14 protein-coding genes are annotated in these 11,210 nt (G+C 44.0%); 6 read left to right on the forward strand and 8 right to left on the reverse strand.

The genetic code is table 11. The features are described 5' to 3' along the window. Nucleotides 1-119 precede the first annotated feature (119 nt). From F6J94_RS21975 to F6J94_RS21985, 3 genes are all read right to left on the reverse strand, one after another. Nucleotides 120-842 (reverse strand): pentapeptide repeat-containing protein, encoded by a 723-nt coding sequence (locus tag F6J94_RS21975; RefSeq protein ID WP_293022872.1) that lies wholly within the window; start codon nucleotides 840-842, stop codon nucleotides 120-122. Nucleotides 843-1,104: 262 nt separating this feature from the next. Next, the gene (locus tag F6J94_RS21980; protein ID WP_293044136.1) at nucleotides 1,105-2,670 is read right to left on the reverse strand and encodes a SagB/ThcOx family dehydrogenase; all 1,566 of its coding nucleotides are present in this window, start codon (nucleotides 2,668-2,670) and stop codon (nucleotides 1,105-1,107) included. A gap of 1 nt (nucleotide 2,671) precedes the next feature. Then, nucleotides 2,672-2,824, reverse strand: a complete 153-nt coding sequence (locus tag F6J94_RS21985) for a hypothetical protein (protein ID WP_158069392.1) — start codon at nucleotides 2,822-2,824, stop codon at nucleotides 2,672-2,674. Nucleotides 2,825-3,237: 413 nt separating this feature from the next. Between F6J94_RS21985 and F6J94_RS21990 the strand changes: the two genes are divergently transcribed. The 3 genes from F6J94_RS21990 to F6J94_RS22000 all read left to right on the forward strand — a co-directional run bounded on the left by F6J94_RS21990 (nucleotide 3,238) and on the right by F6J94_RS22000 (nucleotide 6,592). Further along, the gene (locus F6J94_RS21990; protein WP_075896537.1) at nucleotides 3,238-3,777 is read left to right on the forward strand and encodes a pentapeptide repeat-containing protein; all 540 of its coding nucleotides are present in this window, start codon (nucleotides 3,238-3,240) and stop codon (nucleotides 3,775-3,777) included. Further along, nucleotides 3,716-5,149: an alkaline phosphatase PhoX gene (locus F6J94_RS21995; RefSeq protein ID WP_293044138.1), complete on the forward strand. Its 1,434-nt coding sequence runs from the start codon at nucleotides 3,716-3,718 to the stop codon at nucleotides 5,147-5,149. Before F6J94_RS21990 ends, F6J94_RS21995 begins: the two co-directional genes overlap by 62 nt. 687 nt (nucleotides 5,150-5,836) lie before the next feature. Then, on the forward strand, nucleotides 5,837-6,592 hold the full coding sequence (locus F6J94_RS22000; RefSeq protein ID WP_293044140.1) for a thioesterase II family protein: 756 nt from the start codon (nucleotides 5,837-5,839) through the stop codon (nucleotides 6,590-6,592). An 89-nt stretch (nucleotides 6,593-6,681) separates the two neighbouring features. On the opposite strand, the gene F6J94_RS22005 is transcribed toward F6J94_RS22000, so the two are convergent. The 5 genes from F6J94_RS22005 to F6J94_RS22025 all read right to left on the reverse strand — a co-directional run bounded on the left by F6J94_RS22005 (nucleotide 6,682) and on the right by F6J94_RS22025 (nucleotide 8,966). Beyond that, entirely contained in the window at nucleotides 6,682-6,942 is a 261-nt protein-coding gene (locus tag F6J94_RS22005; RefSeq protein ID WP_367142255.1) for a hypothetical protein, read from the reverse strand. Further along, on the reverse strand, nucleotides 6,942-7,904 hold the full coding sequence (locus tag F6J94_RS22010) for an alanine racemase (RefSeq protein ID WP_293044144.1): 963 nt from the start codon (nucleotides 7,902-7,904) through the stop codon (nucleotides 6,942-6,944). Before F6J94_RS22010 ends, F6J94_RS22005 begins: the two co-directional genes overlap by 1 nt. 64 nt (nucleotides 7,905-7,968) lie before the next feature. Further along, nucleotides 7,969-8,148 (reverse strand): hypothetical protein, encoded by a 180-nt coding sequence (locus F6J94_RS22015; RefSeq protein ID WP_293044146.1) that lies wholly within the window; start codon nucleotides 8,146-8,148, stop codon nucleotides 7,969-7,971. Between the two features lie 84 nt (nucleotides 8,149-8,232). Next, nucleotides 8,233-8,697: a class I SAM-dependent methyltransferase gene (locus F6J94_RS22020; protein ID WP_293044148.1), complete on the reverse strand. Its 465-nt coding sequence runs from the start codon at nucleotides 8,695-8,697 to the stop codon at nucleotides 8,233-8,235. A gap of 68 nt (nucleotides 8,698-8,765) precedes the next feature. Then, nucleotides 8,766-8,966: a hypothetical protein gene (locus tag F6J94_RS22025; protein WP_293044150.1), complete on the reverse strand. Its 201-nt coding sequence runs from the start codon at nucleotides 8,964-8,966 to the stop codon at nucleotides 8,766-8,768. Nucleotides 8,967-9,541: 575 nt separating this feature from the next. Here F6J94_RS22025 and F6J94_RS22030 point away from each other — a divergent pair. From F6J94_RS22030 to F6J94_RS22040, 3 genes are all read left to right on the forward strand, one after another. Further along, a complete protein-coding gene (locus F6J94_RS22030) occupies nucleotides 9,542-9,811 on the forward strand; it encodes a hemolysin XhlA family protein (RefSeq protein WP_293044152.1) in 270 nt (89 codons plus the stop codon). Between the two features lie 89 nt (nucleotides 9,812-9,900). After that, nucleotides 9,901-10,041 (forward strand): hypothetical protein, encoded by a 141-nt coding sequence (locus F6J94_RS22035; protein ID WP_293044154.1) that lies wholly within the window; start codon nucleotides 9,901-9,903, stop codon nucleotides 10,039-10,041. A 16-nt stretch (nucleotides 10,042-10,057) separates the two neighbouring features. Next, nucleotides 10,058-11,210: NCS2 family permease (locus F6J94_RS22040; RefSeq protein ID WP_293044156.1), on the forward strand; the 1,153-nt coding region annotated here is incomplete at its 3' end.

The raw sequence follows: 11,210 nt of genomic DNA on the forward strand, positions 1-11,210 counted from the left end.
TCTCCCCATCTCCCCATCTCCCCATCTCCCTGTTCCCTACTCCCTACTCCCTACTCCCTACTCCCTACTCCCTACTCCCTACTCCCTACTCCCTACTCCCTACTCCCTTTCCTATATAACTAAATACTCGTATTCAATATCACCCCATCAAGTTCCGCTTCAATCAGATTAGCCCCCCGAAGGTTGGCATGAGTTAAATCAGCTCCGGTAAGATTCGCTTTTCTGAGGTTGGTTTCACTAAGGTTAGCTTCTCTGAGGTTGGTATAACTAAGATTAGCTTGACTAAGGTTAGCCCCTTTCAGATTAGCCTTAACCAGATCTGCTCCTGTTAAATTAGCTTTATCAAAATTACTACCAATCAGTTGAGCTTCATTAAGATTAGCCCCAGTCATCACCGCCTCAGTGAAGTTGACCCTACTCAGATTGGCTTTGGTGAAATTCACAGCAATCAGGTTAGTTCTATACAAATTAGCTCCCTCAAGGTCTGCCAGAGAAAAGTTAACCCTAATTAGGTTAGCCTCTTCCAAAGATGTCATAGTCAGGTCTGCTCTTTGAAAGGATGTACGGGTAAGCTTGGCTCTATTCAAGTAAGCGTGACGAAGAATAGCTTTATCAAAAATTGCCCCAACTACACAAGCCTCAGTCAGGTCAGTATAAATCAGCAATGACCCACTCAAGTTAGCTCCCATTAGCTCCGCTTGAAAGAGATTGAAACCATTGAGGTTTTTCCCACTCAGGTCTACCTCCATCAGGTCAGGGATCAGTTTGGGATGATTGTCTCTCCATTGATTCCAGAGTTTTATACCCTGCTCAAGCTCAGCCAGATGGGTTGGTTCCGCCATGTAGTTGATTAGTCCTCTAGGTACGAATGCTTAAGAAAGTATTAAATTTAATGTAACATAACGAAAACAAAGTTTACATTTTTGTTAAGATTTTCCCTTATAGCCGCCGTTTTTGTATAAAATAGCCGCCTAAAAAGCCACACCCAAGCCGTTATAGCTTGGGTGTGGCTTTTGTTTCAAAACCAGACATTCTCCCCATCTCCCCATCTCCCCACCTCCCCATCTCCCTACTCCCTACTCCCTACTCCCGACTCCCGAAACCTCAAAGCCGTATTCTAGGACGCCCCAAAGTCGTAATATAAACAACCGCTTCATCAACAGGAATACCCAAAACTTCATTGACCTGGTCATCAAAGAAGCCACCAATACCACTTACTCCTAAACCCAAGTAAATAGCTGCTAGATTGAGCCGCTGTCCTAGATGACCAGCATCCATGTGTAGGTAACGGTAAGCGCGATCGCCTAATCTAGCCACTGCTTTTTGTAAGTCAGCGGTGTGGAACACCACTGCTCTGGCATCTCGACCCAAATCTTGCCCTAAACACAGAAAATGCAATTCCTGCCGGAAGTTTTTAAAGCGAATTTGCCGCAATTCTTGAGCCTTAGGGGCGTAATAATAGCAGCCTTCTTCTAGATCATTTACTCCAGATACTGCTATAAATGTTTCGATTAAACTTAAATCAAAATAATCCGGTGTTCCATCTAACCCTTTTTCAATGTAATGCTGAGGTTGGTATGTAAAATCCAAAAGAGCTTTTAGCTCCTCCAAGGTCAGATTAGCTGCACTATAAGCTCGGGTAGAGCGTCGTTTTAGAATAGTATCTAAACATGCTTTCGGTACATTACCTGAGCTGGTTAACTCCCCCCAATCTATGGGGTTTGTAGAAGTTGAAACTTTATCACAAAACGGAAAGTTGTACTTGTCTTCTAACTGGTCGTCAATTTTTGTACTCTTTGAATTATTACCTTTAGCCTTCCAATCACCACCCTGCTTAATTTCCGTAGCGCGGTGCAAATACCCCAATAATTCTCCATCTGGAATGTCTGGGTAATTAACCTCAGTAGGAGATGCTAACACAGTTGGGGCGATGGGCAAGTTTTGTTCAACTTTGAGCTGATCGGCCAGGGGAATTACTGCGATCGCTCCTTCTTGTTCCAGGTCTAGATAAAGCAGTTCATTAACTTTTTCATCTGCAAACCCACCAATTAGGTGAGGTCGGTAATCACTCAAAGCCCCAGCTAACTCAATATTACCTAGCAGATGACCAGTGTCTAGAAAAATTCTGCGGTATGCCCGGTCTTCATAGCGCCAGGCGGAGCGATAAAATACCGCTGTAGTTACAATAGCGAGTTCCGTACTCTCCAAAACTGGGTGCCAGAAGCAAGCCTCTTGCAGTGTACTCCAAACGTCACTCTGCCAAAAATGAACTAGAGAATGGGTAAGACACTGATAGTTGTACAGTCCTGATGGTAATACGGGAGTACCACGGGAAATCAAATAAACTTCAGCTGGGTATAAGCCACCAGCAGAGGGAGCTGCCCTCAGATAAAGTGGTGGTCCCATTGTCTCCAGCCTAGCCGTCAAACCATAACTACACAGTAGTAACTGGGACAGCCGCCACCAAGTCTTACTCGGTTCAGAGGTAAACTGCTCCCGGTCTTGTGAGAAGTATGGTTTTAGGTCAAAGTTAGTCCCAACTTTGTAGTCTTTAAAAGGTATCGGCTGCTTCTCCCAGTCTAAGCCCTTATTTTTGGCTGATATGGTTTCTGGAGCATATTTGGTGCGCTCGTGGTAGTGCTGAGCGATTGATACTGGCAGTTGTGACATCTTAGTTGCAACAGAACAGGAAGCTTTGCTTAATATCTTTACACCAATAGACTTCTTGCAGTTGTCGGGAACAGGGAATAGGGAACAGGGAATAGGGAACAGGGAACAGTGGACAAGAATTTACGTAAACACTATCAGAAAAATACTTTTGCAAGAGGTCTAATCTAGACTTATACTTCCTGGATAGCTCCCGACCTTGACCACTAGGCAGTTTCCCCAGTGGCTCTCCCTGCTGATAACATCACTTTTTTCTGTTTGATACCTTGAGCGGTCAGCTATCACCACTCAGCAGCTACTCCCTGCAAAATCTTATCACTGTTCCCTGTTCCCTGTTCCCTGTTCCCTACCTTTACCGATAAAATAAAAACTTCATAACAAAAAAAACTTATATTGTCAATTATTTTTATTTTTACGTAGCAAATGTTCACAAATATTAAAAAAGAATTATAATTAACTGTGTAAGGCGCTACAAAGTTATACCTTTATAAAATAATTAAGCATAAATACGCATTGACATTATTTTATAAATTGGTATTGGGCGGCAAAAGCTGACCTATCTATAGCGCAATGAAAAAGATTGGTGGATCGGAGTTACTTGAACAATACGCTAGGGGTAGACGAGACTTTAGTGGAGTAGATATCAGTGAAGCTGACCTGTTTGAAGCAGATATACAAGCAATTGACCTGAGCAGCAGCAATCTTAACAAGACTTACCTGCCTTACTCTAATCTAAGTCAAGCCAAGTTGCAGCAAGCTCAACTTCAAGCAGTTCAGTTAAGTGATGCCCAACTCTACCAGACCAATCTCTCTGGGGCGGATCTTCAGAATGCCAATCTGTTCAGAGCAAATCTACGTCGTGCTAATTTACAGGGGGCAAATCTCGCTGGTGCCAATCTCCAAGCAGCGGACTTGAGGGACACTGACCTTAGCCATGCCAATCTCAGCCATGCCAATTTGAGTAATGCTAACCTGAAAAGAGCTATCCTTACTAAGGCTCAGTTGAGGGGTTGCAACTTATTTCGAGCCGAGAACGTCGATATTTGTGATGCCTACTTGGATAGTTCGACGATTTATCCTGATGGGCATAGAGCTGATGGCTCTGAGTGATCAAACACCTATCCGTTATCCACCAATGACTTTATCAAGACGTCACTTCTTTGCCTTAGCCAGTGCTAGCACCGCCAGTGTAATTCTGGCATCCCCGTTGAAAGAGGTTTTTGCCAAGAAGGCTCTTGGTAAAGCATTTCGAGGTAAAGGCTTCGGGTCACTTCAGCCAGACCCTAATCAATTATTAGACCTGCCAGCCGGATTTAGCTATAAAATTTTATCCCGCACAGGTGACACCATGAGTGATAGCAATTTGGTGCCTGGTAGACCCGATGGCATGGGTGCTTTTCCTGCACCGGGAGGCAATACTGTCCTGGTGCGCAATCATGAACTTAGCCCCCATCAACTGGATAAACATGGATTGGTAGCAGTAGAGTATATCAAGTATGACCCCATGTGTCTGGGTGGGACGACAACACTAGTAGTGGGAGCCAATGGTCAACTGGTCAAACAGTACACTTCCCTTGCTGGTACTGAGCGAAACTGTAGTGGTGGACCAACCCCTTGGGGTTCATGGATTACTTGTGAAGAAAGCACCGTTACTCCCACCACTTATCCGGTAGATGACCCCAGAAGTGTTTCGATGAAGCACGGCTATAACTTTGAAGTGCCCATTACCGGTGAAGTAGTGCAAGCTGAGCCTCTAGTGGCAATGGGTCGTTTTAACCATGAAGCGGTTGCAGTAGATCCCAAGACTGGGATTGTTTATCAGACTGAAGACAGGATGGATGGTCTGTTCTATCGCTTTATTCCCAAGCAACCAAGCAACTTAAAAGCAGGGGGTGTACTGGAGGCATTAAAGATCCAGGGAACATTTCAGAAAATCACTGTTAAAAACTTCCCTGTCGGTAAACCCATGGCAGTAGAATGGGTTCGGATTGAGGATGTAGACCCGGAAGAAGATACTGTGCGGGTGGAAGGTTTTGCTAAGGGAGCAACCCAATTTACCAGGGGAGAAGGGGCATGGTACGGTAATAATGAGGTTTACTTTACCTGTACTAGTGGTGGTTCTTTAAATCCAAAGACTGGATGGGCCAATGGAGCTGGTCAAGTCTGGCGCTATGTTCCTGGTAGCAATCCCCAAGAGGGTGGCACCATTGAACTGTTTATTGAGTCCCATGACCGCAGCTTACTAGAACACCCAGATAATGTGACCATTAGTCCTTCTGGAGATCTCATCCTCTGTGAAGATGGTGGTGGTGACCAATTCCTGGTTGGGGTCAATCCTAAAGGTGAGCTTTACCAGTTGGCACGGAATGCCCTCAACAGCAGTGAATTTGCTGGTGCTTGCTTCTCACCCAATGGTCGGATCATGTTCGTAAACATTCAAGAGCCTGGTATCACATTTGCAATTCAAGGTCCTTGGGTTTAGAGTATACAGGGAACAGGGAACAGGGAACAGGGAACAGGGAGTAGGGAGTAGGGAGTAGGGAGTAGGGAGTAGGGAGTAGGGAATAAGCTGTTGTGCATTTAAATTGTACAACAGCAAGGCATAAGGCAGAAGACAGAAGGCAGAAGCTAAAAGATTTTCAGGGGTTTTTTCCTGATTTAATAAAAGGGAGTTTAAATGCGTGACAGCTTATGGCATCAAAAATTATCACAATTCATTTAGGAACCCTATATAATTCTAAATTGTTGTGTCAACATTGCGACCGTTATTATAAAAATTATTAGTTTTATTTCAGCATTTTACTCTCATAGTTTTATGAGAGTTTTTTTTGACTAGTAATTACTCGAATTACGTTGGCTTCAACTAACAGATATAAATTAAGTTTGGTAATTTATAGCGATCGCTTAACTGGTTTTAAATTATTTTAAAATCAAGGGAGGTTCAATGTAAACTATTGATGGGCTTGGTGAAATAACCACTAAGCCTATTATCTTGTATGAAAAAAGTGATCCATTTACCGAAAACTGCGGCGAAGTCTATTGATTACTTTCCAAAGATAGTAATCCTAAATGAATTGTGATAATTTCGTTCACTACTCCCTATTCCCTACTCCCTACTCCCTATTCCCTACTCCCTACTCCCTACTCCCTGTTCCCTTCAAAATAACCAATGACTACTACCAAATCTTGGATCACTCGCCCACAACCCAATCCTAAAGCCCGCCTGCGCCTATTTTGCTTTCCTTATGCGGGTGGTGCTGCTTCAAGCTTTCGCACTTGGCCAGACCCATTGGCACCCCATATCGAAGTCTGCCCAGTGGAACTGCCTGGACGGGGCAAGCGAATGCGGGAACCCCTGGTTACTAGCCTATTGCCTCTGATTGAAACCCTAGTACCAGCGTTACTGCCCTATCTAGATATCCCCTTTGCCTTTTTTGGTCACAGTCTCGGAACACTAATCAGTTTTGAATTAGCCCGTCAACTCCGCCGCCAGGAAGCCCCGAGTCCTCGACACCTGTTCATTTCCGGTCGCCGCGCTCCTCAAGTACCTGCTCGAAAACCTCCCCTTCATAACTTGCCCAAGTCTGAGTTGATCGAAGCATTGCGTAAATATAATGGCACACCAGAGGCTGTGCTAGCAAACCAGGAGCTAATGGAGCTGTTTCTACCGATTCTGCGAGCGGATTTCGGGATTAACGAAACCTATACCTACACTAGCGAATCCCCACTTAATTGTCCGATATCTGTTTTCGGAGGTTTGCAGGATACCGACGCCAACAGTGATGAGCTTGCGGCCTGGCGTGACCAAACCAGTAGCACTTTCACGGTACACATGTTTCCTGGTGGCCACTTCTTTATTAATAATAATAAGGAGTGTAATCAGCTTTTGCAGCTGATCACAAAGTTTGCGATCGCGCCAGTGTGATTCCTTGGGTATTTCCTTGAAACCCCGGTCTGGTGACGCAGCGGGGAGCAAAAGGGTTTGAGAAGCTTTTTTTTGCTCACCCAATATGATCAGTCAACCAGGCATAGACGGTTGTCGCGAATGACAAACTCTTTCGGTATTGGTAGTCCATGCAAACTCCCTGCCACACTGCTGGTGTAGGCACCCGATGCATTCAAGATCACGCGGTCACCAACCTCTATTCTTGCCATCTTTTCGTTAAGACAAAAATAATCTGTCTCATAACAGGTACAACCTGCGAGGTCATGGACGAACATCGGTCCTTCTCGGAAAGGGATCTGAGCAACTGCTGGACGTGGTGCCCAGAACATCAAGTTCCAAGCAGAGGTATCCAAAACCACAATGCGATGCCCAGAGGGATGATCGTCTGCTGCTTTGACCTCCGAACCAGGTAGCCCGCCATCATAGTCAATAGCATTCCTGGCTCAATCACAAGCCGCACTAGTTGCTGGCGCTGGTTGTTGATACTAGTAATGGTTTTATTTACTAGATTCCAAACCCGTTGTGCTTCAGGTTTTTGCAGATGGAACAGGTAAGCCCAACCGCCGCCGAGATTGAGCACTTCAACTTTAGGAAAGATTTCCAAGCAAGATACTAGCAAATCAAGGGTCTGATCTAGATCTGCTTCTGAAAAAGTTTCACCTTCATGAACATGAAGATGGACGACCTCAAGCTTATGGGTTTGTATTAGGCTGTGTAGAGCAGAATCTTTTGGATCAACTCCAAATCTACTCCACCTGGTTACTAAATTCTTCGTCTTGGCATCTTCGTGAAAAGGAAGGCGAAGTCGAAGCCCAACTCTTTTGTCTGGGTTAGCGCTTTCACACCAGACACGCAACTGAGACAAACTGCACAAATCTGGAATCACACCCTCAGTTGCCAAACGCTTAAGGTCCGCAACTGAGAAGCCTGGTGCTGTAGAGTAGATTGGCCACAGCCCTGCTGCCATGGCAGCATTTAGCTCTTGTATGGTGGTAATGTCTGCTCCTAGCCCAAGTTTAGCCATATGACGCAACACAGATTGGCAGCGGTTTGCTTTAACAGCCAAACAAAGCTCAATATTCGGAATTTCTCTGAGGTCGTTTCGTAAAGCGGTTACAGTGTCAGTGATGGCATCTAGGTCGTACACAAGTGCCGGGGTGGGAATATCACTGGCAATCTTAAACAATTTCTCAGGAATAGTTGGAATAATTTTCATCCAATTTATAAATTCAGTTACATCATCTCGCCACCCATCTTTTATTTCTTGGTTGTTATCGTCTTTTGAGATCATGCTACTGCCAAATCTTAATTGTTGTGAATACGTTTTTCTCGTTGCGTCGCACTAAAACTTGCTTTTACATCACTTTTTTGTAAACCATATATAAATCGTCGGGAGTCGCCTCTTTCCACTTAAACCCTGCCGCCTTCATGGTATCTTCTAGAAGTTGGCCGTACACCATTAAGAACTTATGGCGATCGCTAGCAACTATTCTACCTTGTTTTTTGAAACGATAGTCTGTTTCCCAAAAGTACATTTCTTTATTCTCTAGGAAATCGAGATGCTTTTGCTGAGCGTAAACAATGCCATTGCCAATCTCTTGCTCGCCATCTGCATCAATTTATTCTGCTTGAATATTAAGTACAAACAAGCCTCCTTCAACTAAATGGCAGGCAATATTGTTTAACATTTTAACGGTGTCCTCAAAATTGGGCAGAAAACTGTATAAGTGGTAATCCTTACCAACCCGACATACACCTGCCGGACCCCCATGGGAATATATGCCATCAAAAGATTCTTGCAGATCCATTGATAACACATTACCTTCTACTACCTTTGCTCGATTTCCCAAACGAGCTTTAGCCCGGTCTAACATAGCAGGAGTAAAATCTATTCCAGTTATCTCATAGCTGGGATCTAATTCCAGCAGTTTTTCTGCAAGCAATCCCGTTCCCACCCCTATTTCGAGAAGTTTTTTCCGACCTTTGAGGATAGAGTCGAGGGACTGAGCTTCTTTCGGATAGTCGTAATACCCACTCTTCATAGTGGAGTCATAATACTCGGCAATGTTATCGTATTTATTCATAGTGGTAGCTTTCCTAATTTTATTTGATACTGTTGATTAAAACTGTTTATAAAGCAAAATTTATGAAATCAATATTGTTTAAGCAAGCGCTGCTGTATATGCTCTGCAAGTTTGTATTTTGTTAAAATATCTAAGGGTAAGTAGGCGGCACCTCGAATAGTACCTAGGCAATCTTTGCTTTGACAACTACAATCAAATTCTCTATCCATCGACCATTCCGTCGATGGATAGAATAAAGTCATTTCCTCGCCAATTTCAATTTTAGTCATGGCTATCAAAACGCGATCGCTCACAGCGAAAAATACATTGGTAGCGCAGCTATGATTGAGATACTGCAAAAATTATGGGTCGAGCATAATATGTTGATGATAGCCAATTTGGAGGCTTAAATAATTGGGGTGATCTAGGCTCTTTTGTACGCCAAATTTAGAGATTACCTGTCCGGGCATAAACTCGACAGTGGTGTGTAGGGATTTGCTTCCAGTTTGACAACACTCCCGGAGCTCGGCCCATGATGCAACGTTTAGGGCTTTTTCAGGGATCTAATTTTTCACCAAGTCATCCATAGATAGCAATTATCAGTAACTTTTGAGAAAAAAGCTTATTCTTTTAAGGCAAAAGGCAATAGGCATGCTAGCAATAGTAAAAATGTTTTTAAGGGAGTCAGCCTCAAAGACTACTGTACCTCATAACTGCCAAAAACGTTATAATTCCCTCATCCAAATTGTTTGGATGCAGTATTAACGAACTAAGCTAGTATACAATTAGTTGGTATTATTCCAAGATTTGGCAACAAAAGTCAAGGGTATATGACATCACCAATAATTAATTAGGAGTTTAACCCATGAGCGAGACCCCCATAAAAATTACTTACTCCTTAAAGGAAGTATTAAAAGACATAAAGGGAAAGCTAGATAGCCTTCAAAAAGATGTCAACACGATAAACGAAACACTAATAAAAGTAGAGATACAAGTAGACGCGATTGCAACGGATGTCAAAGAATTAAAAGGTTCAACCAAGGCACAAATTTGGACATTGATCGGCATTTTGATCACAGCAGTTGGCGGTTTTGTGGTAGCTGTTGGTCGTGTTGTTATTTCAGGTAAACCCTAATCTATTCTCAAAGGATAGATTGGAGCCAGCAGAGGTTACAGCGTTGCTTAATAATGGAATGATTTTAAGAGTGAGGTGGAATAGGCATCTTGCCTGTTCGGCGTACTTTTGGGGCGGGCAGGATGCCCACTCTACTCCTATTCATTCAAAGACTGACGCAACGCCGAGGTTACAGATTTAGATTACGCGATCGCATTTGCCAAAAAACCACTATGCTAGCAGCAGATTGATTACCCTTGCCTTGCCATGACTCCAGAATCTGACCCGTTGAGTGAACCGCGTCCAGTCGTGGAAGATACCAATGGGATTGACCTTTGGTCACGCTTTCGGCAGAGCCGACGCTGCGCGAACGCGATCGCTAAATTCTTCCAATTTGATCAACACCAAGCCAAACTTAGTACCGAGATTCTGGCGGGAGTAACCACCTTTGTCACCATGGCATACATTCTGGTGGTCAATCCCGATATTTTGTCTAATGCCATTTTCCTCCAACAACCCAAGGATTTGTTTGGGGAACTAGTGATTGCCACGGGTATTTCAGCTGCTTTGGCAACCCTAGTGATGGGACTCTATGCCAAATATCCATTTGCCCTAGCACCAGGCATGGGTCTCAATGCCTACTTTACCTTTTCAGTAGTGTTGGGTTTAGGCATCGATTGGCGGGTTGCTCTGGCTGCTGTTTTGATTGAAGGACTAATTTTTATAGTCCTAACGGTTACTGGAGTTCGCCGTAAAATTGTGACTGGAATTCCCGAATGTATTAAACAAGCGACCACCACAGGCATTGGTTTATTTATTGCTTATATTGGTCTCAATAGTTCAGGTATCATTGCTCAGTCTCAGGCAACTACCACTACCTTGGGAGAGTTGACTCAGCCAGCCACATTAGTCACCATTGTCGGGATTCTAATTACCTCAGCCTTGATCGCTCGACGCATTACCGGAGCACTGCTGTGGGGTATTCTTGCCACCGCATTACTGGCATGGATTTTGGGTATAGCCCCTTGGCCACAAGGAATTGTTGCCTTACCCCAGTGGCCAGGAGATTTACTGGGTCAGGCATTTGTAGGTCTGTCACAGGTAGTTCAGACCAATATCTGGGAACTACTGAGTATCCTATTTGTGCTACTGTTTGTGGATCTGTTTGATACCGTTGGTACCCTAACTGGACTAGGAGTCAAAGCAGGTTATCTCAATCAAAAGGGGGAATTTGCCCATGGGTCGCGAGCCTTTATGGCAGATGCAATCGGTACTACTGCTGGGGCAATCTTAGGCACCTCTACCGTAACCACCTATATTGAGTCCGCATCAGGACTCTTAGAAGGGGGACGCACTGGCTTGACTGCCGTTGTTACTGCCATTTTATTTGCCTTATCCATAGTTTTCATTCCCTTTCTAA

Source organism: Moorena sp. SIO1F2 (assembly GCF_010672755.1).
Taxonomy (GTDB): Bacteria; Cyanobacteriota; Cyanobacteriia; order Cyanobacteriales; family Coleofasciculaceae; genus Moorena.

What these genes read in the sequence shown, in the direction of transcription:
- F6J94_RS22025 (WP_293044150.1), bottom strand. Translation starts at nt 8,966, where the DNA reads ATGACTAAAATTGAAATTGGCGAGGAAATGACTTTATTCTATCCATCG.
- F6J94_RS22020 (WP_293044148.1), bottom strand. Translation starts at nt 8,697, where the DNA reads ATGAATAAATACGATAACATTGCCGAGTATTATGACTCCACTATGAAG.
- F6J94_RS22000 (WP_293044140.1), top strand. Translation starts at nt 5,837, where the DNA reads ATGACTACTACCAAATCTTGGATCACTCGCCCACAACCCAATCCTAAA.
- F6J94_RS22030 (WP_293044152.1), top strand. Translation starts at nt 9,542, where the DNA reads ATGAGCGAGACCCCCATAAAAATTACTTACTCCTTAAAGGAAGTATTA.
- F6J94_RS21975 (WP_293022872.1), bottom strand. Translation starts at nt 842, where the DNA reads ATGGCGGAACCAACCCATCTGGCTGAGCTTGAGCAGGGTATAAAACTC.
- F6J94_RS22015 (WP_293044146.1), bottom strand. Translation starts at nt 8,148, where the DNA reads ATGTACTTTTGGGAAACAGACTATCGTTTCAAAAAACAAGGTAGAATA.
- F6J94_RS21980 (WP_293044136.1), bottom strand. Translation starts at nt 2,670, where the DNA reads ATGTCACAACTGCCAGTATCAATCGCTCAGCACTACCACGAGCGCACC.
- F6J94_RS22005 (WP_367142255.1), bottom strand. Translation starts at nt 6,942, where the DNA reads ATGTTCTGGGCACCACGTCCAGCAGTTGCTCAGATCCCTTTCCGAGAA.
- F6J94_RS21990 (WP_075896537.1), top strand. Translation starts at nt 3,238, where the DNA reads ATGAAAAAGATTGGTGGATCGGAGTTACTTGAACAATACGCTAGGGGT.
- F6J94_RS22010 (WP_293044144.1), bottom strand. Translation starts at nt 7,904, where the DNA reads ATGATCTCAAAAGACGATAACAACCAAGAAATAAAAGATGGGTGGCGA.
- F6J94_RS21995 (WP_293044138.1), top strand. Translation starts at nt 3,716, where the DNA reads ATGCCTACTTGGATAGTTCGACGATTTATCCTGATGGGCATAGAGCTG.